The following is a 25,700-nucleotide window of genomic DNA, read 5'->3' on the forward strand; positions in this document are numbered from 1 at the left end:
GTCGGCGGCAGGTGGTGCTATCTCTATCGGGCGATCACCGCCGGTGGCCAGACCCTGGACTTTTACCTCTCTCCGAAGCGGAACGTGGCCGCAGCGAAGTGTTTCCTGGCCAAGGTCGTCAGATCCAATGCGTCAGCCGGGTATCCCAAAGTGATCAACGCCGATAAAGCACCCTGCCTTGCCAGGGCAATCGCCGAGTTGAAGTCAGAGGGAATCTGCCCGCCAACAGTGGAACACCGGTAGGTGAAATTCCTCAACAACATCCTGGAAGGCGACCATGGTCGGCTGAAGCGGATCCTCGGGCCGAAAGGCGCGTTTAAGAACCGGACATTTGCATATCGGATGTTGAAAGGGATGGAGGCGATGTACTCATTGCGGAAAGGGTAAGGCGCGATGTTTGCCTACGGGCAACCGACTCCGGACGCGGTGATCGTCAACCGGGTCTTCGAGACCGCCTAACAACGCCCACACGCAGCGGCCATCAGGGAATGAGAAACTGAGTCTTCGCTGCTCTCCGCCCAACTTTGCAACAGCACCTTTTTATTTTTCTTAGTCGCTATTCTTTTGCTTGGTGCGCAGCATATCCATGCTCATCACGGTGCCGATGATGGCGGCGTGATGTTGCTCATTGAGGCCCGGCGTGATGCGCAGGCGATACGTGTTTTTGCCCATGAAGAAATTACCCATGCCAGTCCATTCGTTAGAGACGTCAGCAAGCAGGCGATCTTCTGAAGTGATGGAAAGGTTCCAATCCCAGAAGTCGCCGTGAATTTCGACGTCGGCAAAGCCCTCCATGGTCAAGTCCAACTTTGTCTTGAGCATGGAGAAACGCTTGGTAATGACGGCCATGGGCTTTTCGATTCCCGGCAAGTGCACCTCATAGGTATCCCGCAGAAAATTCGGCGGGTCCGAAATCGTCATGACCGTCTGTAGCGGGTTGCCTTCAGCATCCGTGAGTGCGACCTCCAAGCTGCGAGAGGATTTAAACACCATGTCTTTGAGACTGGTGGATTGCAGGATAGTGCCCACCGGGGTGCCGTCTAGATCGGTGATCATGAACTGATCGTTGAGGAAGGACTTGGTCTGAGAAATTACGAGCTCGTCAAGTGTGAATAAATTTTGCGTCATACCAGCCACTGTAGGGAAGCTGGTGGTTTTATTCCTCCTCCTTAGGGGTGGTTTTCTGCTGGCGCATGAGTTCTTGCGCCTCTTCATATGCTCGGGCGCGGTGGGCAGTCATGGTTTGGGCGAAGGTCTGCACCCAGTTCTTGTTCTTCTGCGCCAATGGGCCAGAGGGTTCGGTGGTGGTCCAGGTGCCGTCCTCAAAAAGCCAGATGATGTCGCGCGTATGTGGATCCATGACATAAAAGGCCCGGCCATCGGTCTTTACGTTGTGGTGGTGCTGGCATAAGCAGGCGAGGTTTGCCGGGGTGGTCGGCCCGCCATCCGCGTGGTTGATGCGGTGATCTTTCTGGCAGGCCGTGGCCGGGCGGTTGCAGCCGGGGTAGCGGCAGGTGCCGTCGAAACCTTCCAGGTACGCGGCCATGGCGGCGGGAGTGACATAGCCCTTGACCTCGTGGTTAGGGTCCATCTCCCGGATTTTAGTGTAGGGCAGCGCATTGGAGCGCGCCGGGTCGAGCCAGCCCACTGACTCAATGAACGCCGGGGAATTGGGCACGTCGGTGGCCTTGTAGGCGTTGAGGATGATCTCGGGGGCTTGGGTGCGGCCGGTGAGGAGTGCAACGGCGGCGTCGGCAAGCGAGCAATCTAGCTCCAGCGCGGTCTGCCGGACGCACTTATCGACGCTCGCGATAACCGCCGGGTCCGCGCTCAAAGTCACCGCCGAGGTGTTATCGCCCCAATTTTCCATGGTGTAGCGCGGCTGTGTAGGGCCCTGGGTGACGGCCAATGTGTCATCCGCGAGGTTGATGAGCTCGTTGAGTTTGCGCTTGATCTGCGCCTGTGTGCGCATGGTCTGGTTGGGCCGGGTAGGGGTGAGGTAGGCGGTGAGCTGCTCATCGATGCGCGCCACCACCTCCGGCGTCGGATTGCCCAAGCGGTTGAGGGACTTATTGATGGCAATAATCCGGTCGAGGTCCAAGTGGTAGAGGCGGTGCTGCAGCGCTTGGAGCTCGGGCAGCTCCTCCAAGCGGTGCAGCGCCATGAGGATATGGCCAATCCGGCCTTCGTTGACGCCTGTGGTGCGGTAGAGGGATTGGGTAACTAATTCGAAATCAGAATCGAGCTCCGGGACTTGGCTCACCCAAAACTCGTATTCCGCCTTTCGCATCTCAAAGGCTAAGCGTGTGGTGGGGTCGGTGGTGTTGGTCGTGGAAAAGTAGGGTTCTTCCATGGTGCATCGTACCTAAATTATCGTGTGAACTTGTGTACGATTCACACCTTATAACACCCACCGGACACGAGCCTTTTTCTTCGCATTGAGCCAGCTCAGGAGCTATATTCCGAATCTTTAGCGGGTAGGGACTTTTCGCTGCTTTGTGCCGCGTGTTTCTTGTCCTGCTTGCGCATGAATCGCAGGCCCCAGATAATAAGCGCCCACGTGATGAGGGCGATAACAAGGATGGTCGCCGGCCACTCACCCGCAATCATGGTCGCGCCATTGAACAAGGTATGTAGGGCAATAGCGGCCAGCCAAAATCCGGCCACCTGCCAATACCCGTGGCGCGCGCCCGCATAGAGCTTGCCGACGCCCCACGCCGCAACCCCCGTATACAGCGCATGGCTAAAGGCGCCAGTGAAGAATCGTCCGATACCGGTAATGATGACGCCCCAGAGGTCGCCGTCCAAGTTATCGATGGCCGCGTTGAGGATGAACGGCACATTTTCCATGGCATCAAAACCAAGGCCTACGGCCATGCCGACCGCGGCGGCTTGGTAGGGCTGCTTCACGTTTCCAAAAGCCGCAATAATAATAACGACGCCAAGGAGCTTGATGGTTTCTTCTGGAAGCGGCGAGTAAAAGGCCGCGTCCAGATAGGTAAGCCCCAGTTTGTCCGAAATCCCCACCATTTGGTCGTTGAGGTTAACCACCACCGGCTGGGCGAGCGCACCCCAGAGGATGCCCTGCCACATCGGCCGCGGCCTGAACCACAAGAATCCCAGCCCGAGCGTCAGGCCCACGCAGATGAGCGTACCGATGAGCCCAACCTCGGTAAACCGGCGATCGGCCAAGAAGAAGCCGGCGACTACCAGTCCAAAAGCGATAGATAGCCAGTACAGATTCTTCATGCCTTTTCTACCTCCTGGGCAAGTTCTTCAGCGCGCGGTCCGCGCAGGGAGAGGAACGTGGTGGGGCCATCGCCCTCGATGCTGATGGCTACAAGGTCGCCATCGCTAAGCGTGCGCTTGTCCCCGTCGCGGTCGATGTCTCCTTCCGGCATGGCCGTACCTTCACCCATTGCCCGGAGGTAGCGTCGGGTGGCTTGGTCTTTGTCTTGCACGCCGACTTCCTTAGCGCGGATTTGGGTGCCGCCACAGTCCCAGCGTGGTTCACGGCTGGTGGATCCATCTTCTTCCGTGCAGGATAATCCGGGGATGCGGGCCTGTCCGGCCTGCACTTCAGAGGTGGGGTTGTCATACATGTCTGGCAGGAGCGCATTGGTGCCGTAGATGGCGCCGAATACTACGCCCGCCGCGAGGATGAGTGGTGTGCTTTTCATACTCTTAACGCTAGGTACGCCCTGCTCAGCGCGGTATCCTCCGCCGGGAGGATTAAGCCGGCCATAGGGAGGATTTCTCCCCATAAGCTTTGTTAAGCCCTGTGATAGGTTGGGTGCGTGTTTGAGGAGCTAGAGCAAGAGGCGGAATCGAAAGACGAGCCAAGCCGCGTGTGGTGGCAATGGTGGGCGCCCATCGCCATGGCCGTGGTCTTCGTTGGCCTGCCGCCGGCTGTCTACCACCTTGTCCCGGCCTCGCCTTGCTCATCGTCATGGCCGTGCTGACGATGGCCATCGCTCTTGTCGACGGCGCCACTTTCCGCGCCTCCTGGACCATTTTCTGCGTGGCGGGGCTGGCGTATTTTGCAGCCATGTCCCTCTACTTCAATGAAGGAACCTGGATATACCTCCCAGTATTTGTTTTCCTGGCATGGGCCGCGAGCAAGCTGGGGGCCGCGGTGGGCTCCAAGGCAGGGAAGAGCTAATGGAGACGTGGCGCCTAGAGCACCCCGAAGTGGGCACCATCGAGGTGCAGCGCGGATACGATGCCGAGTTCGCGGAGATGGGCCAGTGGCCTAAGAAGGCAAAGGACTTTACCGCGGTTCCAGGCGATGCCACCCTGCCGGAACGCTTCCGGCTTTGGCGGAAGAACCCGAGCCCACGTCTGCAGATTGTGGTGAACGGTCAGGTACGCAGCCGCCACGATCGGCCGCGTGCGGGCCGCTATTCGCTTAAGAAGAAGATCGAAAAAGACCTCACCCTGCTCGAGAACTCCGCCCCGCGAACCAAGCCTTACCTAGATATCCAAGCCTCCCCCTTTGGCGAGCTCCTCGACGTGTACTACCGCAATGGGGAGGAGGCAGTCGCCCTCGAGCCCCCGGCCGGCTCATTGGGAGAAAAGCGCCGCAAGGCCATGGAGGAAAGCTCCTTCAAGCGGGTGCTATATCCGCTCCTGGGTGGCTTGGGAAAGTCCGGCTGGGCCATTGGCGTGATCGTGCTTGGCCCGATCATCAGCCGCATCTTGTCTCGGTTGTTGCCGGATTGGGAGCTGCCGGATATCGACCTGCCGGATATCGCGCTCCCGGTGCCGGAGTTGCCGCAGATAGAGCTGCCGGTGCCGAATTTCGACTTCAACATCGACATCGATCCGCCCGACTGGCTCGTATTCCTCATGGATTACAGCAAGGTGTGGGTACCGCTCATCATCGCCATCGTGGTGGGCATTCAGGCCGTGCGCAATGCTAAGAAATCCGAGGAAAAGAAGCACCAGTGGCAGCAGAATGGCGCGTATGCTGACGGCCATGAAGATTCACGGCGCGATTGATGCGGAAGGCCGGTGCAAGCATTGGCATTCGCCTCTGGACGTGGTGGCCAATAAGTGCGCCACCTGCGGGAAATATTTTGCTTGCGCGCTGTGCCACGCCGAGCTTACTGAGCATGAGTTTGGGCCCATGCTTGCCGACGCCCCCTCAGTCCTCTGCGGCGCTTGCCGCACCGAGATGAACTACCACGCTTATTCCGCCGCGCCTGCGTGTCCCCACTGCGGGCATAAATTTAATCCCGGCTGCAGCGCGCATGCCGGGATCTATTTTCAGCTAGACCGCTAGAAAGAAGACAGCTGCTGTAGCTGCTGGATTTGCGGAATCTGCGGCAGCTGGAACTGGGATACAGCGTTTTGGGCAATCTTGGCCGCGTCCGGGATGCGGAAGGTCTGGCCCAGGAATGGGACGTCGACAGTCGGCTGGCCAGGGATGATGCCCAGCTCGATGACCTTGGCATTCTTGGCTGGCGCCGGGGACGGGGCCGGAGTCGGCTTTGGTGCGGGGGCATTGCCGCGCTGGCCGCCAGTGTTGACCGGCTTGCCCTGACCAGTGGTGCCGTTCAGGCCGCAGCGAGCAATGGCCTCATCCATGCGGCCGATGGCACCGCGGACTTCGTTGCCGCGTGGGTGCACGGTGGCAACGGCCAGGGCCTGGGACTTCTTCTGGTTGTAGTCAGCGGAGTTGGTCCAGTACTGCTTGGCCTGGGAGCAGGAAATCTGGCCGGCAGGCATCTTGGCAAGGAGGGTATCGACGGCGTCGGCATGGGCAGCGGCAGGGGCGGCGAGGGTTACGGTCAGGGCGGTAGCTGCAGATAGCAGCGCGGACTTACGTGCAAAGCTCATGCTAGACATCTTGCCATAATTGTTACTCCTGTGACAGGCCTAGGAAGCGATTGACCAAGCTGCGGTAGGCGCGCACGGTCAGTTCGAGGTCTTCTAAGTAGAGGTGCTCGTCGTGGCTGTGCAGCTGCGAATTGGCGCTGGCCATATCGCGGCCCTCGGCGTGCATGGCAAAGCCATAGGCATTGCCACCCTTGCGGCGGGCGAAGCGCAGGTCCGAGCCGCCGGTGGCGTGAACTGGGACAACGGCTTTGTCGGGGAAGAATTCCTTGGAGGTGGCCTCAATGGCGCGCCACAGCTCGGTATCGGTGGAGGATTGCGTGGCATCTTCGGTGATGAGGTGCTCGATTTCTACCTCATCGGCCATGTCCCCGAGCGCGCTGCGCAGGAAGTCATCCAGATCCTCCTGAGTCTGGCCGGGGAAAGGACGCACATCCATTTCCAGGTAGGCATGTGAAGGCAGCACGTTGATGGCGCCGCCGGCGCGCAGTACGGTCTCGGCGATGGTGGTGTGGCTAAAGGCATGGGCGTAGGCGTCGAGGTTGCCGAACTTGGAGTAGTCACCCGTGCCGTCGATAAGCTCTCGCTCCGTCTGGGGATCAAATTTGAAGGTGCGCACAAAGCCCTCCCAGATCTCATTGGAGGCCGTGGGCGGTTCAGCAGTGGCGATGCGGCGGGCGACCTCGCCGATCTTTACGATGGCAAAGTCCTTGCCATAAGGAGTGGAGCCATGGCCGGCATCGCCATGTACGTGCAGACGGCGCTGGCCCGCGCCCTTTTCGCCCACGTTAAAGCCCACCGCGCCGGGCAGGTGGCTGCCGCCGGTCTCAGACAGGCAGTTCTTCCAGGAAAAGGCATCGGGGTGGTTCTCGGACATGAAGCGCACGCCGAGGCCGCCGCGGGCCTCTTCATCGGCCATGCCGACGAAGGCGAGGGTACCGCCCGTGTTACCGGCGCGGGCGACCTCGCGGGTGACCGCTGCCATGGTGGCGGTAATGAAGAGCATGTCTACGGAACCGCGGCCGTAGAGCTTGCCGTCCTCGATGAGGGCCTCGAAAGGCGGCTTGGTCCACTTGGGCTCGTCCACGGGGACGACGTCGGTATGTCCCATGAGGGTCAGCGGTTCCTGGTCCGGATCGCCGGGGACGGTCACTACGATGGAAACACGGCCCGGGTGGGACTCGAAGCGCTCAATCTGCACGTCTTCACCTGCGAAGAATTTTTCCAGGCTGTCCGCATTGCGCACCTCGTGGCCGGAGTCTGGCGTGAGGTCATTAACGCAGGCATTGCGGATCAGCTCTTGGAGGAGGGAGAGGGTGTCATCATAAAGCGTCATGCCCCCGAGGGTAGTTCCGTACAGATTTATATGTGGTTTTAACCAAAGTTGAACGCCGTTCAAGTAGGGTTTAGCACCATGAGCATCGTTGACATCGCCCGTGAGAAAGCCCTAGAGCAAGGCAAAGGCCTCAACCAGGAAGAGCTGCTGCAGGTATTGCAGGTTCCGGATTCCCAGCTGGAGGAAATTGCCGATATCGCCCACCAGACCCGCCTGAAGTGGTGCGGCCCGGACGTATCGGTGGAAGGCATTATCTCCATTAAGACCGGTGGGTGCCCAGAGGATTGCCACTTCTGTTCCCAGTCCGGCCTTTTTGAGTCTCCGGTGCGCGCCGTGCGCCTCAACATCCCTGAGCTGGTGGAGGCAGCGCAGAAGACCGCTAAGTCCGGCGCTACCGAGTTCTGCATCGTCGCCGCGGTGAAGTCGCCGGACGATCGCTTGCTGGACCAGGTGGGCGAGGCCATTGCCGCGATCAATGACGCCGTCGATATTGAGATTTCCTGCTCTCTGGGCACCCTGACCCGCGAGCAGGCCCAGCGCCTGAAGGACATGGGCGCGCAGCGTTATAACCACAACCTGGAGACTTCCCGCTCCTTCTTCCCCAATGTGGTCACCACCCACACCTGGGAGGAGCGCAAACAGACCCTCGATTATGTACGTGAGGTAGGCATGGAGGTCTGCTGCGGCGGCATCATCGGCATGGGCGAGTCCCTGGAGCAGCGCGCCGAGTTCGCCGCGCAGCTGGCAGAGATTGATCCGTGCGAGGTGCCGATGAACTTCCTCGATCCGCGACCTGGCACCCCCTTTGCGGATCGCCCGCTGGTTCCGCTGGGCGAGGGCCTGCGCGCCGTGGCGGCGTTCCGCCTGGCCATGCCGTCTACCACCTTGCGCTTTGCTGGTGGCCGCGAGCTTTCGCTTGGCGACGACGGCACTGAGCGCGGCCTGCTCGGCGGCATCAACGCCATTATCGCCGGCAACTACCTGACCACCCTGGGCCAGCAGATTGAAAAGGATGTGGACATGTTGCACCGCATCGATCTGCCTATTAAGGCCCTGTAGTGCCTGGTTTATCCGAGCCGACGTCCGAGTTGGCTGCTGCCGTCCTAGCTGGGGATGAGCCGATTTTCCATCCGAATACCGGAAAGCCGATCGAAGAGGCCTTCACGCTGCACCCAGCTGCTGCCGCTGGCCTCGATGTGCCGCGCTACTGCCAAATCTGTGGCCGGCGCATGGTGGCCCAGGTACGTCCCGATGGCTGGCATACCACGTGCTCGCGCCACGGCGAGCTGGATTCGGAGTGGCTTTATGTAGAGCATTTGCCCGAAAGCTAGCATCGGGGGCATGGATCCCGCCGTCTCCCTTGCCCACCAGTCCGCGCTGCGTTCGATCGCCCGAGTGGTCGAGGAATCGGCGCCGCATACGGAGGAAGGGAAGGCTTTAGGGGACGTCGTAAAGCAGCTGCGCGAGGGCCCAGTGATGGTGCTAACCGGGGCAGGGGTGTCTACGGAGTCGGGCGTGCCGGATTATCGGGGCCCGCGCAGCTCCCTTAGTAGGCACCGGCCGATGACCTATCAGGAATTTCGCCACGACCCGGCCGCGAACCATAGGTATTGGGCCCGCAGCTTTGTGGGGTGGCGGGTCATGGATTCCGCGGTGCCGAATCGCACGCACTACGCGCTCGTGGAACTGGAGCGCGCCGGGCTGGTTAATGGCGTGGTTACCCAAAACGTTGATGGACTGCATAAACAGGCAGGGAGCGCGAAATTGGTGGCGTTGCATGGCGATATGGAAACCGTCGTGTGCCTGATGTGCGGATATCGGGAGGTGCGGACGCATTTCGATGCGCGCTTGGCCGCAGCAAATCCGGGGTACTTGGAGCACCTAGTGGTGGAGGCGGACCAAGTGAATCCGGATGGTGACGTGACCCTGGATGAATCCGACGTGGCGGCGTTTCGCATGGCCGGATGCGAGCGGTGTGGATCGGAATTATTGAAACCGGACGTGGTCTACTTTGGCGAGCCCGTGCCGGCTGAGCGCCGCGATGCCGCCTTTGCCGTGCTAGGCCAGGCCCGCTCGCTGCTGGTGGCTGGGTCCTCTCTTGCGGTGATGAGCGGGTATCGCTTTGTGCTGGAGGCAAAGAAGCAGGGCAAGCGCGTAGCCGTCATCAATGGCGGGCCCGGCCGGGGTGATCAGAAGGTGGATACGCTGTGGCGCACGCAGGTGGGCCCAGCTTTTGACGCGGTTCTTGATGAGCTGGAGCTCTAACTAGCGGGGGATAGTCTCTACTAAGTCCAAGATGGTGCGCACGATGGCGTGGACGCGCTTATCCATGGGCATATCTTCGTGCATGACCACTGCTCGGCGGTCGAAGTCTTGGACGTAAATATTTCGCACGGTGCCCTCTGCGACGCCGCGGGGATCGAGGAAACAGGTTTCGGGTGGGACCACGACGGCATCAGACCGGGTGGCAATGCAGGTATAGCTCACGCCGGATTCCAAATCGCCATCGCGATTGGCCTCGCGTAGGGCTTCGCTGCCGACAATTTGGTCCATTCCCGCCGGCCCAAACCAACCATCGATGACGGAGCGCATTACCGCCTCTTGGCGCGGGGTGTGAATGAGGCGGCTGACGATGCCGCCGTAGGTAGTTCCGTGGTTTGGCGCGCTGATGCACATCAGATGGAGGACGTGCTCGGCGCCGCCAATCATCCGCATCCAATAGCGGGCAAGCAGCCCGCCCTGTGAGTGGCCGATGAGGATTACCTTGTCCGCGCCGGTGGCCATGCGCACGGTGTGGATATAAGCATCGAGTTGCTGGGCGGATTCTGCGAGGGGTTGGGTGGCGCGACGGCCGTAGTCGGGGGCGAAGACCGCCCAGCCGTCTTGACGCAGTTCATTGCCGAGGATTTGCCATACGCCTTTGGTATCGCAGGTGCCGTGGATGAGGATGACCGGCCAGGGCCGCTGCGCGGTGGGACGCGCGCCCCAGTCATCTTCAAAGACGCCGCGCGGTTTAATGCGGGCACCAAGGGGAAGGGTAGCGGCGGCATCGGCGTCGAGGGCGGTATCGCCGGGGCTGGTCTTGATCTTCTGCGCTTTGATGAGGTCCGCGATTTCGGCCGCGACCTCCTCGCGCAGTGCCGTGGCCTCGGCAGGGGAGGCGACGCCGCGACGCGGGGAATCGGTCAATTCCTTGTCGTTGGCACGCCAGAATTTGCGGAGTTGTTCGGAAATAGTGGATTTCAACTCAGCCATGGTTCCGGATTGTACTCGTTATTGCAGGTTAACTGTGTTTTTGGTAGGAATTAAGAAATTTATGGGCAAACCCTTGACCATCCTACGAAAGGTTTATAAACTTAGGCTTGCCTAATCACGGGCGGTGCTTGTAGGAGGGTGCGCTCCATTCCCTCCTTGGGTACCGAGAGATTAGTCATGGGGAGAAGGCCCGCCGATGTGCTGTCGGCGGGCCTTCGTTGTGGATAAGGGGCGGTTCCCAGCCTGAAGAAAAGGTGGCGCAAAAGGGGTGTAAAGGAAATATAAAAATTGCGAGCGAGAGGCGTAAAGATAGCGCAAAGATTGCCTAGGGCAGCGGGGGTGTGGTCTTAACGTTTGTGCGTAGCAGGTGCTGCCTTGGTACCGGCACCTGGCAGGCATACCTGTCAGGCACAGGAAAGTTTCACTCGCACAAGGGGGTTTCCCACATGTTAGACATCGTGGCAATCCTGATAGCCATCCTGACGGTTGGCTGTCCCTCCGTCCTCAACGAGCTTTTGGACGGTGATGCATAACCATGAACACCATTACAGCGGTCATTGGCCTCGTCATTGTTGTGGCCTTGGTGATCTACCTCATCATTTCCTTAGTTGATCCGGAGCGTTTCGCATGATCGCCAGCATTGGGGCGGTGTTACCGCAGTTCCTCGCCCTCGTCGTCTTACTCGCGGCGGCATATGTTCCTTTGGGCAATTGGATCGCACGCAGCTACACCTCTGACAAGGACTGGGCGGTAGAGCGTGCGGTGTATAAAGTCCTGCGCGTTGACCCAAACCGCGGGCATAACAGCAAGAATTACAGCCGTGCATTGCTTGGTTTCAGCTTGGCATCCGTACTCGTTCTTTACGCGGTGCAGCGCCTACAAACCGTTGTGCCTAGCTTTGGCAATTCCCGCTCCGCAGCGGTGGAACCGTGGATGGCGTTTAATACCGCGGCGTCATTCGTGTCCAATACCAACTGGCAGTCCTATTCGGGCGAAGAAACCCTGACCAATGCTGCACAGATGCTTGGCCTGACCGTCCAGAACTCCGCCTCCGCGGCTGTTGGCATGTGTGTGGCGGTTGCGCTCATTCGCGGTATCGGTCACTTGGGATATAGCCGTGACAAGTTGGGCACTGAGAGCGGACAGCACCTCATCGGAAATTTCTGGGTTGACCTCACCCGCGGTTTGGTGCGCATTCTTTTGCCGCTTTCTCTATTGATTTCCTTCGTCCTCATCTTGGGCGGAACCATGCAAACCTTCGGGTCCAACCTGGTGAGCTCCGCGGGCGTGGATATTCCGCGCGCTCCGGTGGCTAGCCAGGAGGCAATCAAGCTGCTGGGAACCAATGGTGGTGGCATCTTCGGCGCCAACTCGGCGCACCCTTTTGAGAACCCCACTGGTTTTACCAACCTCGTGGAAATCTTTTCCTTGCTGGTCATTTCTTTCTGTTTCATTCGTGCCTACGGAGTAATGCTGAAATCCCAGAAGCATGCATGGACCTTGCTTGGCGTCATCGGCGGCATTTGGACCGTTATGGTTGCTTTGGTGGTATGGGCGCAGCACACTACCACCGGTGCGGCAGCCCAGGCTGCCGGCGGCAACTTGGAGGGCATCGAACAGCGCCTAGGTATTGACGCCTCCGCACTCTTTGCGGTGTCTACCACGGGCACTTCTACCGGCGCGGTCGATTCGATGCACGATAGCTACTCACCATTGGGTGGTGGCTTGTTGATACTCAATATGCTCCTGGGCGAAATTGCACCGGGCGGCGTGGGCACTGGCCTCTACGGTCTGCTTATGGTGGCAATCCTCGCCGTATTTATCGGCGGCCTGCTCGTTGGGCGCACACCGGAGTTCATGGGCAATAAGGTCGGCCGCAAGGAAATCTCCGCGGTGAGCTTGTACATCCTCACCATGCCTGTCCTCGTCCTGGTAGGCGTGGGGGCATCGGTGGCTCAGCGCAAGCTGGTGGAGCTTTCCGCTACCAACTTCGGCGCGCCGGGAACCCCGGATAACGCGCACGGTCTCTCCGAGGTGCTCTATGCCTTTACCTCGGCCTCGAATAATAACGGCTCGGCCTTCGCCGGCCTGACGGTAACCGAGCCCTGGTGGCAAGTCACCCTCGGAATCGCCATGCTGCTGGGCCGCTTCCTACCCATCGTTTTCACCCTGTACTTGGCGGGCAGCCTAGCCGGTCAACGCCGGCAGGCCACTACCGCCGGCAGCTTGCCGACGTCCGGCGTGACCTTCGCTCTGCTTACCATCGGCGTCATTGTGTTGGTCGCCGCCCTTACCTTCTTCCCCGTTCTTACCTTGGGACCCATTTCGGAGGCACTCTCATGACAACACCAACTATGACCACTGAGCAACGCACTCCCCAGCGCTCTGCCACCAAAAACAGTGGGTTGGCTGCGGCAGCGTTTAAATCGTTGCCGCACAAGATGTCCCCGCTCGCCCAAGCCCGCAACCCCGTCATGTTCGTGGTGTGGGTAGGCGCCGCGCTGACTACCCTGTGGTCCATCTTTAGCCCCAGTGTTTATGGCTGGGTGGTGACCGTATGGTTGTGGTTTACCATTGCGTTCGCCGCATTTGCTGAGGCATATGCCGAAGGCCGCGGCAAAGCCCAAGCAGATAGCCTGCGCGCTGTGCGTGATGACGCCACCGCTAACCTGGTCACCGATGGTGGCATCGAGGTCATCGCCGCTTCTGAGCTCACCAAGGGCGCCATCGTGCGCGTGGAGGCCGGAGAGACTATCCCGGGTGACGGCGACGTCATTGAAGGCGCGGCAACCGTCGATGAATCTGCCATTACCGGCGAGTCTGCTCCCGTGGTTCGCGAGGCCGGTGGCGATCGCTGTGCTGTGACCGGCGGAACCGTGGTCTTGTCTGATTCCATCTTGGTACAGATCACCTCGGAGCCGGGATCCACCTTCGTCGATACGATGATTGCCTTGGTAGAGGGGGCGGAGCGCCGCAAGACCCCGAATGAGATCGCGCTGAGCATCCTCCTGTCTACCCTGACTATCCTCTTCCTCATTGCGGTTACCGCACTGGCCCCAATGGGATTGTTTACCGGCGCGGAGCTTTCCCCGCTCTCGCTGGTGGCCCTGTTGGTCTGCCTCATCCCAACCACCATCGCTGCCCTGCTGTCGGCGGTGGGAATCGCGGGAATGAACCGGCTAGTGCACCACAATGTTCTGGCTACGTCCGGACGCGCGGTAGAGGCGGCGGGCGACGTAGCGACCCTACTCATGGATAAAACCGGCACCATCACCTATGGCAACCGGCAGGCCACCGGGCTTATCGTTGCGCGCGGTGTCGATGAGCAGGAAGCTGCGGAGATAGCCCGCGTTGCTTCGGTTGCCGATGAGACTCCGGAGGGGCGCTCCATCGTGTCGTGGTTGACTGAAAACTACCACCTTTCTACCGCAGCAGGAGAGGAAGAAAAGACCGCTGAGGTCATTCCATTTAGCGCTTCTACCCGCATGTCTGGGCTTGACCTCAGAGGCCGAAAGCTGCGTAAAGGCGCCGGCGATGCTGTACGCCGGTGGGTAACCGAGGCGGGTGGCCACTGGCCGCAAGAAATTGAAGACTCCGTGACCCAGATTGCTGAAGGTGGTGGAACCCCGCTGCCCGTTGCTGTGGAAGAATCCGACGGCACCCGCAGGGTTATTGCGGTGGTGCAGCTCAGTGACGTCGTCAAGCCGGGCATGGCGGAGCGCTTCGCCGAACTGCGCCAGATGGGCATCAAAACCATCATGGTGACCGGCGATAACCCGTTGACGGCAGCGGCCATTGCTCAAGAGGCAGGCGTCGACGATTACATCGCGGAGGCCACCCCAGAAGACAAGCTGGCCAGGATCCGCGAGGAGCAGGCGCACGGCCGCATGGTCGCTATGACCGGTGACGGTACCAACGATGCGCCGGCGCTGGCGCAGGCGGACGTGGGCGTGGCCATGAATACTGGTACCTCTGCAGCGAAAGAAGCCGCCAACATGGTGGACTTGGATTCTGATCCGACCAAACTTATCGATGTCGTGCGCATTGGCAAGCAGTTGCTCATCACCCGTGGGGCGCTCACCACCTTCTCTTTGGCCAATGACTTAGCGAAGTACTTCGCCATCTTGCCGGCCCTGTTTTCTACCCAGCTTCCGCACCTTGAGCGCCTCAACGTGATGCACCTGCACTCGCCGCAATCCGCCATTGTGTCTGCAGTCGTATTCAACGCGCTCATCATCGTTGCTCTTATCCCATTGGCGCTCAAGGGCGTGGCCTATAAGCCGGCCTCTGCTTCGTCCCTGCTCCGCCGTAACCTGGGCGTCTGGGGCCTGGGCGGCGTGATCACCCCATTCCTAGGCATCTGGCTTATTGACCAAGTAGTCAACCTGCTTCCAGGTATATAGAAAAAGAAGGACCAAAAATGCGTGTCTATTTTCGTAACCTCGCCGCTGGATTCGTAGCCGTACTGTTGTGCGTTGTCGCACTAGGAATGATCTATCCCGCTGCCGTGTGGGGAATCTCCCGCATCAAGCCGGCCTCCGCCGAGGGCAACCTCATTTACCAGGGTGAGTGCTTAGCTGGCTCGACCCAGCTTCAAGACGGCCAGACCGAAGGCCCGTACTTCTTCCCCCGTTCCGAAGGCATGAGCAATTACGGCGCTAGTAGCTCCGAGCTAGAAAAGGCCGTGCAGGAGCGGCGCGGGGACATCGCCAAGCGCGAAGGCGCCGCCCCAGGAGATGTTCCCACCGATGCGGTAACCGGTTCCGGCTCTGGTGTCGACTCTGGCATTAGCCCTGCGTACGCTGAACTACAAGCTCCACGTGTCGCTCGAGAGCAGGGGATGAGTACCGAAGAAGTGCGACGCCTCATCGAGGAAAACACAGAGCATGCCAGTCTCGGGTTCCTGGGCCAAGACGCGGTCAACGTCACTACTCTCAACCGAGCGCTGCCCATTCCACCGTCCTGCTCATAAGATGAGTGCTATATGAACGACAAGAAAGTTCCGGCGCGCACCAAGCGTGGCGCTCTGAAGATCTACCTCGGCGCGGCGCCTGGGTCCGGTAAGACCTGTGCAATGCTCAATGAGGCGCACGGCCTTGTGCTGGCCGGCCGCGATGTAGTTATTGGCATCGTGGAAGATCATGGGCGCGAATTTACTCGGGCGCTGTGCGATGGCCTTGAGACCATCCCGCGGCGCCACGCCGCTGGGCTATCCACCGGAGAACTCGATACCGCAGCCATCATTTCGCGCCAGCCGGAAACCGTTCTGGTCGATGAATTTGCTCATTCCAATCCGCGCGGTGAGGAACACGCTAAGCGCTGGGAGGATGTAGAGGAAATCCTAGCCGCAGGAATCGATGTGATTTCTACCCTGAATATCCAGCACCTTGAAAGCCTCAATGATGTAATAAATCAGATCACCGGTATTTCCCCGCAGGAGACGGTGCCGGACGAGGTGGTGCGTGCGGCGAACGAGATCGAGTTGGTGGATGTATCCCCGCAGCTCTTGCGCACCCGCTTGAGCGATGGCCAAGTCTATAAAGAAGCGCGCATTGCCCCAGCCTTGAATAATTATTTTAGAGTGGGCAATCTGACTGCACTGCGGGAGCTGGCCCTGTTGTGGTTGGCGGACCAAGTTGATGAGGCTCTCGCATCTTACCGTTCTGAGCAGGATATTACTGATACCTGGGAGGCGCGGGAGCGGGTGGTCGTGGCCATTCAGAACGTTGCGCACGCAGAATTGCTCATTCGCCGCGGGCGCCGCATCGCGTCCAAATCCTCAGCCGAGCTACATGTAGTCCACGTAATTTTTGGGGATTCCTTTTCATCCGGTGGATCTTCCGTTGCAGGTTCCGCTCAACAACTGGCCAAATTACAATCCTTGGCTCAGGACGTGGGTGCCCGTTTGCATCAGGTCACCGGTGACTCGGTGCCAGAAGCGCTGCTTAATTTTGCCCGCAGCGTCAACGCCACCCAGCTGGTCTTGGGGGTTTCACCACGGCGTCGCTTAGGCGTGCACTGGCGCGGCACCGTTGCTGAGGCCGTGTTGCGGGATTCGGGCAAGATTGATTGTCACATTGTTAATCTTCCGTCCGATAAACCCTCGCCTCTTTCACCACTGCTGCGACCATTGCATTCCCTTCCGCGCCGGGCGGTGTCTTGGGTGGGCGCGGCTGTCGCTTTCATCGCTTTGACCGCACTGTTGCAAGGCATCGACGGCTCAGCTTTGGGAACAGGCACGTGTTCCGCTTTTTACTTTGCGCTGATCCTTCTCGTAAGCATGCTCGCTGGCCTGTGGCCCGCGGTAATTATTGCGTGTGCCTCAGGCTTGGCGGTCAATTGGTTCTTTACCGAACCCCTGTACACCTTCGATATTGCTGAGCCAGCTAACGCTGTCATCCTCGTGGTCATGGTAGCCATTGCCCTGGCCGTGGGCCTACAAGTGCGGCGCACCAAGATAGAGCGCCATAATGCGGCCATTGCCACGCGCGATGCTGAGCTCTTGACGGTCTTTTCCCGCGCAGCCCTTAACCGCCGTGCGGACGTATCTCCCATCGATGTAGTGCTTCGCAAGCTAGGAGAAACTTTCGGCTGCCATAAGGCTGTGCTTCTTGACGCCTCCGGGGACGTACTGTCTACCTGGCACGCTTCGGCGGCCTCGCCCCGGCAGAGTAAACACCTGCATATCCCCGCTAAGACTCATAAACGTGAGGTAGAAACGTTGGTCTCTAGCGAGGACACTACGGTGCAGATTGTGATGGAGGGCCCAGCGTTGTCCGCCCGCGACCGTGCTTTGGTGGCGGTTGTGGCCGGCTACCTAGCCGGCATCGTGCGCCGCGACAAGCTTTCGGCTGAGGCCGCACGTGCCGATGCCATTGCTGCCGCTGATGAATTGCGTCGTGCGTTGCTATCGAGCGTGAGCCACGATCTGCGCACGCCCCTAGCAACGGCCAAGCTGGCTGTGTCCTCTTTGCGGAATTCCGAAATCGAATTCAGTCCAGAGGATCAAGAAATACTGCTGGCGGAAACCGCAGCTAGCATCGATCAACTCACGCTGCTCGTGACCAACCTATTGGATCACTCGCGTTTGAGTGCAGGAGCGGTAACCGCACGCCGGGATACTGTGGAGTTATATGAGGTAGCCAATCGAGCTATTGCCTCCTGTGCCTTTGGACATAGCAAGGACCAACTTGGTCGCATTCATATTGGTTCTGGACTCCGCGGCCGCACCTGTTGCGCGGATAGCGTTTTGCTTGAACGTGTGCTGGCGAATCTATTCGATAACGCTTTGCGCTATGCGCCGAGCGGACCAGTCAACGTTGATGCGCAGGTTACAGATGAGCGCGTGGAGCTGAGTGTGAGCGATGAAGGGCCGGGAATTTCACCGGAAAAGCAGCGAGAGCTTTTCCAAGCCTTTCAGCGCTTGGGAGATACCAGCAATGACAACGGGGTGGGTTTAGGCCTCTCCGTTGTACGCGGATTTGTGGAGGCCATGGACGGTACTATCACCGTAGAGGCCACTCCAGGAGCGACCTTTATCCTGAGTTTCCCGCTGCGGGAGGAGAAAAGCCATGACTGATAAGAAGGCCACGATTGTCATTGTGGATGATGATCCGCGTTTGCTCACCACCTTGAGCATTAATTTTAAAGCGCGTGGGTATGAGGTGTATTCAGCCAGCACCGGGGCGGAGGGTCTGCAGGTGGTCTCCCAGCACCAGCCCTACGTGGTGATTTTGGATATGGGTCTGCCGGATATGGATGGGCGGGAGGTCCTCGACGGGATTCGTGGGTGGTCAGCAATCCCAGTTCTGATTCTTACAGCCCGGTCCGATCCCCTATTTAGTGCCTCGGCCCTAGATCGCGGTGCTGACGATTATGTGACCAAACCCTTTTCCATGGAAGAGCTCTTGGCCCGTGTGCGCGTGGCTTTGCGGCATGGCAGCCCCCAGCATCTGCCTGCCCAGCGGGAAGCCACGATGGTGCGGGCGGGCGATGTGCTGATCGACGTCCCTCGACACTCCATCACCAAGGCAGGAAAGCCCCTTCACCTGACCCCCACTGAGTGGGGCGTGCTTACGACGCTGCTGCGTGCCCACGGCGGTTTGGTGCGCAAAGAAGACCTTCTCGCAGAAATCTGGGGCCCGGGTTTCGAAGGACAAAGTCACTACCTGCGCATCTATACCTCGCAGCTGCGCCGCAAACTGGAAACCGATCCAACTAATCCCCAATATCTGCTCACTGAACCCGGATTGGGATACCGCTTCATTACCTCCCCTGGGGTCTAGGAGTAGCTGACGCCATTTTCTGCAGGGAACTACTCTTGCAGTGGCAATTCTGTGCAGTGGAGGGGTGCGAGTTGGTATCCATAACGCTTATGCGTCGAGGGCTTCGGTGTGCCCTGCGCATTTAACCAACTGCAAGCGCGTGAGAACTAAACATTTCAACTAGTCACCAGCGATTGTTCGTTCTCTAAATCATTTCTGGTGCTGCAGATTAGTTGCTTTTCCCTGAAGGCGTGACGGTGTCTGTCATGCTTTCCTGACCAAAGAACCTTCGAGCATATTTTTGGGTAGAAGGGTCTATTAAATCAAGCTACGTTGTACGCACCGTTAGAAGAAGGAATAGGGCTCTCTACTTTCATAAACTTGGCTCGATTTATTGTGCCAACGTTGAAGGTTGTGAATTAGAGATGTCGTGGGGTTGAAAGCTTGGTGTCTAAAAATAGAGTTCCTCAAGCCTCCGGTGCTCATTTATCGCTGTCTAGGTGGGGGCTTTATCTGCGCACCTGCATTCGTGCAAGAAATCTTGCACGAATCTCTCGGGTAGCTTACTGTGGTCAATCGTTCAGGAATTCTTGCACGATTGGAGTTGTGATGAGCCCACGAAAGTATGAGCATCCGGCCACCGAGGACCTTGAATTCGTCCGTGTTCTGGCTGCGGTAAGTGATCCCATCCGGTTAGAGATGGTTAGGCGCCTGGCAGACGGTCAGGAGCACGATAGTTTGACGCTCGCTGATGACCTGCCTCGATCTACCCTGACCTACCACACTCGGCAGCTGCGTGAAGCCGGTGTGACGTGGACAAGAAGCCAGGGACGAACTTGTGTTATCTCTTTGCGCAGAGGCGATCTAGACGAACGGTTCCCTGGTTTGCTCGATATGGTGATTTCGAATGCTTAGACAGCTGTGGCCGTTAGTTTTGGGCAGTGTAGCGCTCGGATTGGACGCATATGTTATCGCTGGACTGCTATCACAGATTGCAAACGACTTGGGTACAAGTGGCAGTGTGATCGGCTTGGGCGTTACCGCCTTCACCGGCGCGTACGCAATATCTGGTCCGCTGTTCTCGGGTAAGGCAGGCAAAGATCCACGGAGTGGTCTGCTTGGAGCTGTTGCTGTGTTTTCTTTGGCGAATGTCGTGACTGCAGTCTCGCCTACAGTGATCGTTTTTCTTGTGTCGCGCTTGATCGCAGGTGCGGCAGCTGGAATTTATTCGCCGTTGTCCTCAGCCGTAGCGGGGATGTCTGTCGCAGCAAAGTATCGCGGGCGCGCACTATCAATGGTGCTGGCTGGTTTAGCGGTGGGAACTGTCGTGGGCGTACCGGTGGGATTAGGGGTAGCTAAACAGCTAGGCTGGAGGGCTACCATCGGTTTGGTCTCGGCCATTGGAATAGTGGCGTTAGCAGGTCTAGCGTTGCGCAAAGCGAGTGTGGTACCGGCTGTGCCCTCCTCCTCGTTAGGGCAGCGACTCCGAGTCATCGGCCGAGTGGATAATTTCCTGACGATCTTAGTTACCTTCTTTGTTGGAGTGGGTTCGCTGGGGTTGTACACCTATATTCCTGTAGTGCTTGATCGTGTGCAGGTAGACACCATTGCTGGTATTTGGGTCTGGGGTATCGGCGGGGCAGTGGGTGCTTTTGGGATTGGGAGGGTGCTCGACAAGGTTAATAGTTCACGCAAACTAACGGTCATTATCATTGCATTACTCGTGACTGATTTCGCTCTACTGCTTCTCTTCCCTTCGAGCCACGTGGTGGCAGTGGTGTGTCTTTTTGCATGGGGGCTTTTGGGGTGGTCATCTATGGCGCCGCAGCAGCATTCGATGCTCAGCGCAAACCCTGATGAAGGGGCGACTGCTGTTGCTGCTAATGCATCTGCGAACTACCTTGGCTCGGCAGTCGGCTCCGCAGTGGGTGGATTATTGTTGCCCTCCTCCACGGGAATCTTGTTGGGAGCATTAGGTGCAGTCCTAGTAGGAATCGTCTGCAGTATTGGGGCTAGTTCCTCTTCTCGCTCTCATACTGGGGACAATGTGAATTAGGAATACTTCGGATTGATGGGACGATGCCCGAATTGACATAGTCGAGCTCTTCGTCGCATTCTCTTTGAGACCTTTGCTTTGACACTCTTAGCAGCTAAAAGGACTGATCCTAGGTCTTTGATTTTCTCGCAGTAAATCATGTCAGTGTTGGTATCACTGAAGCTACCGTGGAAAAGAATAATGAAATGCGCGGACCGCTGCCGCGCTGCGAAGTCCCCGCTACACTCGCGCTTATGACCGATCTGCAGCATGTCCACTCCGTTGATGAGGCGGTAAATCGCCTGATTGAGATTTACGAGAATTCCTGCGAGCTTGCGCGTAAGACATTGGAATCAGGAAACCTTGATGATTATCGCTACGTGGTCTATCCCAAGGTCACGGTGGATATCCGCAAATGGCAGCCCATCGATCGTTCTGAGCCGTTTGGCTACGTCAATGAGGCCGGCAAATATTCAGCGGTAATTTCCAAGCCACACATAATTCGGGATTACCTGCACGAGCAGCTGACCCGCCTAGCGGGCAATTATCCGTGCGATATCTTTGTTGGCCAATCGGACCAGCGCATCCCGCCGGAGTACATCAAGGACACGGCCACGGCTCCGCAGGAACGCGGGCCTATTCCGCGGCCGACGCTAGATGAGGTCAACGATGCGATCATTGATGGCGAATGGGAGGCTTTCCACGGTGCGGAAAAGCCGCTATTCCACTTTGGGGCCCAGCGTTTCGATATCGCCTGTGCGCGCATTGAGCATTACACCGGCATCGAGGTCGATACGGTGCAGAAATACATTCTGTTTACTAACTACGCGATGCACACCACCGAGTTTGTGAAGTTTGGTTTGCGCGAGCTGACCAAGGAAGACTCGCGTTATACCGCCTTGGTGCTGCCCAATGGGGAGACCATCCATCCCAACGATGCGGTGGACCTTGATGTTGACGGTTTAACGTTGACCTCTCGGTACCAGATGCCGCGCTTTGATTTAATCACTGCCGGTGGCGATGGCATCACGATGATCAATATCGGTGTAGGACCCTCTAACGCCAAGACCATTACGGATTGCTTGGCGGTGCTGCGCCCGGAGGCATGGATCATGATTGGGCACTGCGCCGGAATGGACGGACGCATGCGCATCGGTGACCTGATTCTAGGCAATGCTTATCAACGCAATGACCACATCTTGGACCAGAAGGTTGCGGCGACCTCACCCATCCCGGCGATTCCAGAAGTACAGCGCATGCTCGAATCCGCAGTAAAGGCGGTGTACGGCGACGACAACTCGCTCATGCGCACCGGCACGGTGCTCTCCACCGATGATCGCAACTGGGAGTGGCGCACCAACCGGGATTTATGGGAGTGGCTGCGAACCTCCACCGCGGTGGCTGTGGATATGGAATCGTGCACGCTCGCGGCCAATGGTTACCGCTACCGCGTTCCTTATGGAACTCTTCTTTCGGTCTCTGACCTGCCTCTTCACGCGGTGCCGAAGTTGCCGGCGCAGGCGCAGGCCTTCTACTCCAATTCGAAGGAAGCCCACGTGATGTGCGCGGTGCGCGCCATGGAGCATCTAGCCGAAAATCCGGAGCGCCTGCGCACTCGCAAGCTGCGTCGGACTTTGGGCGAGGTTCCCTTCCGGTAGCTGCCTTTTCTTTGGTAGGCATCGCTCGTTAAACTACAAGGAAAGCCCATGACGCAAAAGGAGCCACACAATCGTGACTGAAAATTGGATCCACCCGGACCGGGAAAACCTCACCTGGGAGGTCTTCGGCGAGGCGAGCCGAAACCTATCGGAACAGATTGTGGCATCTGGTTGGTTCCCAGACCTCATCGTGGGCGTCGCCCGCGGCGGCCTGATCCCAGCCGGTGCTATCGGTTATGCCATCGGTGTCAAGGCCATGGGTGCTATCAATGTGGAGTTCTACACCGATATCGGCCAGACCCTAGACGAGCCTGTAATTCTTTCCCCGCAGCTGGATACGGATTCGCTGAAAGGCAAGAAGGTCCTGGTTGTCGATGACGTTGCGGACTCTGGCAAGACCTTGGATCTGGTGGTTAACCTGCTCAAGGAAACCGCAGACGATGTGCGCTCGGCCGTCATTTACACCAAGCCGAAGACTATCTTTGAGCCGGATTTCTCGTGGAAGAAGACCGATCAGTGGATCAACTTCGCGTGGTCCGTGCTGCCCGTAATCACCGCAGATGGCTCTTTTAAGGAAGGCTCCTAAAGTCCACTAGGATGTGCAGGCGTGATTAAAGAACAGCCTGCTCCGACTAGCGTCATCGCCAGCTTCCGCTATGCATTTTCCTCGCCTGCGCGCCTGCGCAAGGAGGTATTCGGCGGATTGGCGGTGGCGCTTGCTCTGATCCCGGAGGTCTTAAGCTTTTCTATCCTCGCAGGGTTGGATCCGCGGGTGGGATTGTTTTCCTCCGTGGTGATGGCCATGTCCATCGCCTTTACCGGAGGTAGGCCAGCGATGATTTCCGCCGCGGCCGGAGCGGTGGCGCTGGTTGTCTCTCCGCTCGCGCATGAACATGGGCATGACTACGTGGTAGCCGCGGTGCTCTTGGCGGGAATCATGCAGGTGGTCTTGGCCGCGGTGGGTGTGGCTAAACTCATGCGCTTTATCCCGCGCTCGGTGATGACGGGATTTGTGAATGCGCTGGGCATCATGATGTTTACTACGCAGCTGCCGCACCTTATTGATGCGCCGTGGATGGTGTATCTGCTGGTGGCCATTGGCCTGGCTATCATGCTGGGGCTACCACGGTTGACCACGGTGATTCCCGCCCCGCTGATTACCATTCTGGTGGTCAGCATCATTGCGGTGGCGGCTGGGTGGAAGGTGCCCGATGTGGCGGACCAGGGCGAGCTGCCCACCTCGCTGCCGGGGCTTTTCGTGCCGGATATTCCGTGGAACCTGGATACTCTGCAGCTTATTGCTCCGTATGCCATTGGCATGGCTTTGGTGGGCCTGATGGAATCGCTGCTGACGGCCAAGCTGGTCGATGACATTACGGATACCCACTCCGATAAGACGCGCGAGTCCTTTGGCCAGGGCGTGGGCAATATCCTCGCCGCGGCCATTGGCGGCATGGGCGTGTGCGCCATGATTGGCCAGACCATGATCGGCGTGAAGGCATCCCAGGCGCGCACGCGCTTGTCGACGTTCCTCGCGGGCGCCTTCCTCCTTATCCTCTGCCTGCTCTTTGGCGAGACCGTCGGCCGCATTCCAATGGCCGCGCTGGTGGCGGTGATGATCATCGTGGCCGCAACGACGGTGGATTGGCATTCGGTGCACCCGCGCACGCTGAAGCTCATGCCGCTATCAGAAACGCTGGTGATGCTGGTGACGGTGGTAGGCACGCTGGCCACACATAACTTGGCGGTGGGCGTGGTGCTCGGCGTGGTGGCGGCCTCGATCGGCTTTGCCCGCCGCGTGGCCCACCTGGTGGAGGTGGAGCACGTAGGCGATGCCGAGTATGCGGTGCGCGGCCAGCTCTTCTTCGCCTCCTCCAATGACTTGGTCTATGCCTTTGATTACACGCTGGATACCCAGCTCGTGGTGATTGATATGAGCAAGGCCGAGGTATGGGACGCCTCTACGGTGGCGACGTTGGATGCGGTGCAGAAGAAATACGCCGAGCGTGGCATCGAGGTAGAGTTCCGTGGCCTGGAAGGGGCGAGCGCGCAGCGCCTGAATCGCCTTAGTGGACGCTTGAGTGACTAAAGTCACATTTATGGTCCGGGGTGTGCGGTTGCAAATGGTCGCTGCTGTGACGGGCGTCGAGTCGAGTCTGTGTCATGGTGGAGGATGCGCGGTGACCTTGCGTTTTAGGGGACCTTTGCCCGCGCGTGGCGGCAAGCTTTGTCTTGGCTAACTTAGGTTATCCAATCTAAAAAAGTGTAATGACGTGCAAGTTTACTTAAGTAGGCCTTGCTGGATCGCGGGAGAATCTTCTGTACTGTGGTGCTTAGCACTAATTAATTTCCCCACACAGAAAGGTTTTTACAATGGACGAGAAGCTGCAAACCCTGTTGAATGACCAGGTTATTAGCGAATACGGCGCTTCCATGGTCTATACCCAGCTGGCTTTCGAGATGGATAACCTCTCCTTCCCAGGCATGCGTGATTGGTTCATGGGCCAGGCTGCTGAGGAGCGCGAGCACGCAGAGAAGATTGCGGACCACTTGCTCTCCCGCGGATACCGCGTAGAGCTCAATGACATCCCGGTTGGTTCCGTCAAGGCCGCTAACCCGCAGGATGCCTTCCAGGCTTCCCTCGAGCACGAGCAGAAGGTTTCCGAGGAGATCCGCACCATCGCCCGCGCGGCGCTAGACGTACAGGATCTGGAATCCCGCCAGCTCGTTGACTGGTTCCTGAGCGAGCAGGTGGAAGAAGAGGATACCGTTTCTGAGATTCTGGACCAGATCAAGCTGGTGGGCAATGATGGTTCGGGCCTGCTGCGCATCGATGAGCGCCTGGCTGGTCGCACCGAAGGCGGCGCCTAAGCGCGTGTGGGTGAATAACAAACCCATCAAGATTTAGCTCAATCCTCCCATAGCACTGCGGTGCGGTGGGAGGATTACTTCTATGTCAACGCAACGCAAGGCTGTGTGCGCCATAAGCCTGTTAGTTCTGGCGCTCTTTCTCATCGTGGGAGCAGCAATCATGTCCACGCACATGGCCTTGGGGGTATTTCTGACCACCGCGGCGCTGATGCTTGGCCCATTCGCCGGGCTCGCGCTGCTGGTTTATGGCGTCGCCGGCAAGCGTGGGGTAGTCACACGCTCGCTCTATAGCCTGGGTGGCATGCTGCTCATCGGTGCCATCGGCGGCATCTTCGTCTTGTCCATGGACCGGGCGCCTGCAATGCTGCCTCTTTTTGTCGCTGGTGCGGGTGTGGGAATCGTAGCCGTGCTGACCCAAGCGCCGAAACGCGCATAAACTGGCC

Annotated in this window: 26 protein-coding genes and 1 pseudogene; 20 read left to right on the forward strand and 7 right to left on the reverse strand. The window is 58.6% G+C overall.

What is annotated here, in order from left to right:
* Nucleotides 1-459: pseudogene (locus BKN05_RS08670) on the forward strand (DDE-type integrase/transposase/recombinase); the annotation flags it as partial.
* 90 nt (nt 460-549) lie between these two features.
* On the opposite strand, the gene BKN05_RS08675 reads toward BKN05_RS08670, so the two are convergent.
* From BKN05_RS08675 to BKN05_RS08690, 4 genes are all read right to left on the reverse strand, one after another.
* Nucleotides 550-1,128 carry an LURP-one-related/scramblase family protein gene (locus BKN05_RS08675; RefSeq protein WP_286688444.1) on the reverse strand — a complete coding sequence of 193 codons (579 nt, stop codon included), beginning with the start codon at nt 1,126-1,128 and terminating at the stop codon, nt 550-552.
* A 28-nt stretch (nt 1,129-1,156) separates the two neighbouring features.
* Nucleotides 1,157-2,353, reverse strand: a complete 1,197-nt coding sequence (locus BKN05_RS08680; RefSeq protein ID WP_286688445.1) for an HNH endonuclease signature motif containing protein — start codon at nt 2,351-2,353, stop codon at nt 1,157-1,159.
* Between the two features lie 95 nt (nt 2,354-2,448).
* On the reverse strand, nt 2,449-3,249 hold the full coding sequence (locus BKN05_RS08685) for a PrsW family intramembrane metalloprotease (protein WP_286688446.1): 801 nt from the start codon (nt 3,247-3,249) through the stop codon (nt 2,449-2,451).
* On the reverse strand, nt 3,246-3,680 hold the full coding sequence (locus BKN05_RS08690) for a hypothetical protein (RefSeq protein ID WP_286688447.1): 435 nt from the start codon (nt 3,678-3,680) through the stop codon (nt 3,246-3,248). Before BKN05_RS08690 ends, BKN05_RS08685 begins: the two co-directional genes overlap by 4 nt.
* A 117-nt stretch (nt 3,681-3,797) precedes the next feature.
* Between BKN05_RS08690 and BKN05_RS08695 the strand changes: the two genes are divergently transcribed.
* From BKN05_RS08695 to BKN05_RS08710, 4 genes are read left to right on the forward strand one after another with little or no spacing between them, the layout of a single operon-like run.
* On the forward strand, nt 3,798-3,962 hold the full coding sequence (locus BKN05_RS08695) for a hypothetical protein (RefSeq protein ID WP_286688448.1): 165 nt from the start codon (nt 3,798-3,800) through the stop codon (nt 3,960-3,962).
* Nucleotides 3,950-4,162 carry a hypothetical protein gene (locus tag BKN05_RS08700; RefSeq protein ID WP_286688449.1) on the forward strand — a complete coding sequence of 71 codons (213 nt, stop codon included), beginning with the start codon at nt 3,950-3,952 and terminating at the stop codon, nt 4,160-4,162. The genes BKN05_RS08695 and BKN05_RS08700 overlap by 13 nt, the downstream gene beginning before the upstream one ends.
* On the forward strand, nt 4,162-5,001 hold the full coding sequence (locus BKN05_RS08705; protein ID WP_286688450.1) for a hypothetical protein: 840 nt from the start codon (nt 4,162-4,164) through the stop codon (nt 4,999-5,001). Before BKN05_RS08700 ends, BKN05_RS08705 begins: the two co-directional genes overlap by 1 nt.
* On the forward strand, nt 4,979-5,284 hold the full coding sequence (locus tag BKN05_RS08710) for a CHY zinc finger protein (protein WP_239273658.1): 306 nt from the start codon (nt 4,979-4,981) through the stop codon (nt 5,282-5,284). The genes BKN05_RS08705 and BKN05_RS08710 overlap by 23 nt, the downstream gene beginning before the upstream one ends.
* Here BKN05_RS08710 and BKN05_RS08715 read toward each other — a convergent pair.
* Both BKN05_RS08715 and BKN05_RS08720 read right to left on the reverse strand, forming a co-directional pair.
* Nucleotides 5,281-5,841 (reverse strand): hypothetical protein, encoded by a 561-nt coding sequence (locus BKN05_RS08715; RefSeq protein ID WP_286688451.1) that lies wholly within the window; start codon nt 5,839-5,841, stop codon nt 5,281-5,283. The two genes, BKN05_RS08710 and BKN05_RS08715, sit on opposite strands and share 4 nt — an antisense overlap.
* A gap of 22 nt (nt 5,842-5,863) precedes the next feature.
* Nucleotides 5,864-7,174 (reverse strand): M20/M25/M40 family metallo-hydrolase, encoded by a 1,311-nt coding sequence (locus tag BKN05_RS08720; protein WP_286688452.1) that lies wholly within the window; start codon nt 7,172-7,174, stop codon nt 5,864-5,866.
* A gap of 78 nt (nt 7,175-7,252) precedes the next feature.
* On the opposite strand from BKN05_RS08720, the gene bioB reads away from it, so the two are divergent.
* Genes bioB through BKN05_RS08735 form a run of 3 tightly spaced genes read left to right on the forward strand, consistent with a single transcriptional unit; the run spans nt 7,253 to nt 9,439 of the window.
* A complete protein-coding gene (gene bioB / locus BKN05_RS08725) occupies nt 7,253-8,233 on the forward strand; it encodes a biotin synthase BioB (protein WP_005326317.1) in 981 nt (326 codons plus the stop codon).
* Nucleotides 8,233-8,505, forward strand: a complete 273-nt coding sequence (gene bsaP / locus BKN05_RS08730) for a biotin synthase auxiliary protein BsaP (RefSeq protein ID WP_225746165.1) — start codon at nt 8,233-8,235, stop codon at nt 8,503-8,505. Before bioB ends, bsaP begins: the two co-directional genes overlap by 1 nt.
* A gap of 10 nt (nt 8,506-8,515) precedes the next feature.
* Nucleotides 8,516-9,439 carry a Sir2 family NAD-dependent protein deacetylase gene (locus BKN05_RS08735; protein ID WP_286688453.1) on the forward strand — a complete coding sequence of 308 codons (924 nt, stop codon included), beginning with the start codon at nt 8,516-8,518 and terminating at the stop codon, nt 9,437-9,439.
* On the opposite strand, the gene BKN05_RS08740 is transcribed toward BKN05_RS08735, so the two are convergent.
* Nucleotides 9,440-10,429 carry a lipase family alpha/beta hydrolase gene (locus BKN05_RS08740; protein WP_286688454.1) on the reverse strand — a complete coding sequence of 330 codons (990 nt, stop codon included), beginning with the start codon at nt 10,427-10,429 and terminating at the stop codon, nt 9,440-9,442. It lies immediately after the preceding gene.
* Nucleotides 10,430-10,964: 535 nt separating this feature from the next.
* Between BKN05_RS08740 and kdpF the strand changes: the two genes are divergently transcribed.
* The 12 genes from kdpF (at nt 10,965) to BKN05_RS08805 (ending at nt 25,693) form a co-directional block, all read left to right on the forward strand.
* A complete protein-coding gene (gene kdpF, locus BKN05_RS08745) occupies nt 10,965-11,060 on the forward strand; it encodes a K(+)-transporting ATPase subunit F (protein WP_225746162.1) in 96 nt (31 codons plus the stop codon).
* Nucleotides 11,057-12,772 (forward strand): potassium-transporting ATPase subunit KdpA, encoded by a 1,716-nt coding sequence (gene kdpA / locus BKN05_RS08750; protein WP_286688455.1) that lies wholly within the window; start codon nt 11,057-11,059, stop codon nt 12,770-12,772. The genes kdpF and kdpA overlap by 4 nt, the downstream gene beginning before the upstream one ends.
* Nucleotides 12,769-14,832, forward strand: coding sequence for a potassium-transporting ATPase subunit KdpB (gene kdpB, locus BKN05_RS08755; protein ID WP_286688456.1), 2,064 nt, complete (start codon nt 12,769-12,771; stop codon nt 14,830-14,832). Before kdpA ends, kdpB begins: the two co-directional genes overlap by 4 nt.
* Before the next feature lie 17 nt (nt 14,833-14,849).
* The gene (locus BKN05_RS08760; RefSeq protein ID WP_286688457.1) at nt 14,850-15,401 is read left to right on the forward strand and encodes a potassium-transporting ATPase subunit C; all 552 of its coding nucleotides are present in this window, start codon (nt 14,850-14,852) and stop codon (nt 15,399-15,401) included.
* A gap of 12 nt (nt 15,402-15,413) precedes the next feature.
* Nucleotides 15,414-18,008, forward strand: coding sequence for an ATP-binding protein (locus tag BKN05_RS08765; RefSeq protein ID WP_286688458.1), 2,595 nt, complete (start codon nt 15,414-15,416; stop codon nt 18,006-18,008).
* Nucleotides 18,001-18,714, forward strand: a complete 714-nt coding sequence (locus tag BKN05_RS08770; protein ID WP_286688459.1) for a response regulator — start codon at nt 18,001-18,003, stop codon at nt 18,712-18,714. The genes BKN05_RS08765 and BKN05_RS08770 overlap by 8 nt, the downstream gene beginning before the upstream one ends.
* Nucleotides 18,715-19,600: 886 nt before the next feature.
* Nucleotides 19,601-20,749, forward strand: coding sequence for an MFS transporter (locus BKN05_RS08780; protein WP_286688460.1), 1,149 nt, complete (start codon nt 19,601-19,603; stop codon nt 20,747-20,749).
* A gap of 233 nt (nt 20,750-20,982) precedes the next feature.
* Nucleotides 20,983-22,386, forward strand: a complete 1,404-nt coding sequence (gene amn, locus BKN05_RS08785; RefSeq protein ID WP_286688461.1) for an AMP nucleosidase — start codon at nt 20,983-20,985, stop codon at nt 22,384-22,386.
* Between the two features lie 73 nt (nt 22,387-22,459).
* Nucleotides 22,460-22,972, forward strand: a complete 513-nt coding sequence (locus BKN05_RS08790) for a phosphoribosyltransferase (RefSeq protein ID WP_269954358.1) — start codon at nt 22,460-22,462, stop codon at nt 22,970-22,972.
* Nucleotides 22,973-22,993: 21 nt separating this feature from the next.
* Nucleotides 22,994-24,475: a SulP family inorganic anion transporter gene (locus BKN05_RS08795; protein WP_286688462.1), complete on the forward strand. Its 1,482-nt coding sequence runs from the start codon at nt 22,994-22,996 to the stop codon at nt 24,473-24,475.
* A gap of 284 nt (nt 24,476-24,759) precedes the next feature.
* Nucleotides 24,760-25,257 carry a ferritin gene (locus BKN05_RS08800; RefSeq protein ID WP_286688463.1) on the forward strand — a complete coding sequence of 166 codons (498 nt, stop codon included), beginning with the start codon at nt 24,760-24,762 and terminating at the stop codon, nt 25,255-25,257.
* 82 nt (nt 25,258-25,339) lie between these two features.
* On the forward strand, nt 25,340-25,693 hold the full coding sequence (locus BKN05_RS08805) for a hypothetical protein (protein ID WP_286688464.1): 354 nt from the start codon (nt 25,340-25,342) through the stop codon (nt 25,691-25,693).
* Nucleotides 25,694-25,700: the final 7 nt, after the last annotated feature.

The organism is Corynebacterium sp. S5S1 (assembly GCF_001913985.1).
In the GTDB taxonomy this organism is placed as follows: Bacteria; Actinomycetota; Actinomycetes; order Mycobacteriales; family Mycobacteriaceae; genus Corynebacterium; species Corynebacterium marquesiae.

What these genes read in the sequence shown, in the direction of transcription:
- BKN05_RS08780 (WP_286688460.1), top strand. Translation starts at nt 19,601, where the DNA reads ATGCTTAGACAGCTGTGGCCGTTAGTTTTGGGCAGTGTAGCGCTCGGA.
- BKN05_RS08760 (WP_286688457.1), top strand. Translation starts at nt 14,850, where the DNA reads ATGCGTGTCTATTTTCGTAACCTCGCCGCTGGATTCGTAGCCGTACTG.
- BKN05_RS08685 (WP_286688446.1), bottom strand. Translation starts at nt 3,249, where the DNA reads ATGAAGAATCTGTACTGGCTATCTATCGCTTTTGGACTGGTAGTCGCC.
- BKN05_RS08675 (WP_286688444.1), bottom strand. Translation starts at nt 1,128, where the DNA reads ATGACGCAAAATTTATTCACACTTGACGAGCTCGTAATTTCTCAGACC.
- BKN05_RS08700 (WP_286688449.1), top strand. Translation starts at nt 3,950, where the DNA reads ATGGCCGTGCTGACGATGGCCATCGCTCTTGTCGACGGCGCCACTTTC.
- BKN05_RS08805 (WP_286688464.1), top strand. Translation starts at nt 25,340, where the DNA reads ATGTCAACGCAACGCAAGGCTGTGTGCGCCATAAGCCTGTTAGTTCTG.
- BKN05_RS08690 (WP_286688447.1), bottom strand. Translation starts at nt 3,680, where the DNA reads ATGAAAAGCACACCACTCATCCTCGCGGCGGGCGTAGTATTCGGCGCC.
- BKN05_RS08740 (WP_286688454.1), bottom strand. Translation starts at nt 10,429, where the DNA reads ATGGCTGAGTTGAAATCCACTATTTCCGAACAACTCCGCAAATTCTGG.
- BKN05_RS08715 (WP_286688451.1), bottom strand. Translation starts at nt 5,841, where the DNA reads ATGAGCTTTGCACGTAAGTCCGCGCTGCTATCTGCAGCTACCGCCCTG.
- BKN05_RS08705 (WP_286688450.1), top strand. Translation starts at nt 4,162, where the DNA reads ATGGAGACGTGGCGCCTAGAGCACCCCGAAGTGGGCACCATCGAGGTG.
- BKN05_RS08735 (WP_286688453.1), top strand. Translation starts at nt 8,516, where the DNA reads ATGGATCCCGCCGTCTCCCTTGCCCACCAGTCCGCGCTGCGTTCGATC.
- BKN05_RS08680 (WP_286688445.1), bottom strand. Translation starts at nt 2,353, where the DNA reads ATGGAAGAACCCTACTTTTCCACGACCAACACCACCGACCCCACCACA.
- kdpF (WP_225746162.1), top strand. Translation starts at nt 10,965, where the DNA reads ATGAACACCATTACAGCGGTCATTGGCCTCGTCATTGTTGTGGCCTTG.
- BKN05_RS08710 (WP_239273658.1), top strand. Translation starts at nt 4,979, where the DNA reads ATGAAGATTCACGGCGCGATTGATGCGGAAGGCCGGTGCAAGCATTGG.
- BKN05_RS08800 (WP_286688463.1), top strand. Translation starts at nt 24,760, where the DNA reads ATGGACGAGAAGCTGCAAACCCTGTTGAATGACCAGGTTATTAGCGAA.
- BKN05_RS08770 (WP_286688459.1), top strand. Translation starts at nt 18,001, where the DNA reads ATGACTGATAAGAAGGCCACGATTGTCATTGTGGATGATGATCCGCGT.
- BKN05_RS08765 (WP_286688458.1), top strand. Translation starts at nt 15,414, where the DNA reads ATGAACGACAAGAAAGTTCCGGCGCGCACCAAGCGTGGCGCTCTGAAG.
- BKN05_RS08720 (WP_286688452.1), bottom strand. Translation starts at nt 7,174, where the DNA reads ATGACGCTTTATGATGACACCCTCTCCCTCCTCCAAGAGCTGATCCGC.
- kdpB (WP_286688456.1), top strand. Translation starts at nt 12,769, where the DNA reads ATGACAACACCAACTATGACCACTGAGCAACGCACTCCCCAGCGCTCT.
- kdpA (WP_286688455.1), top strand. Translation starts at nt 11,057, where the DNA reads ATGATCGCCAGCATTGGGGCGGTGTTACCGCAGTTCCTCGCCCTCGTC.
- bioB (WP_005326317.1), top strand. Translation starts at nt 7,253, where the DNA reads ATGAGCATCGTTGACATCGCCCGTGAGAAAGCCCTAGAGCAAGGCAAA.
- amn (WP_286688461.1), top strand. Translation starts at nt 20,983, where the DNA reads ATGACCGATCTGCAGCATGTCCACTCCGTTGATGAGGCGGTAAATCGC.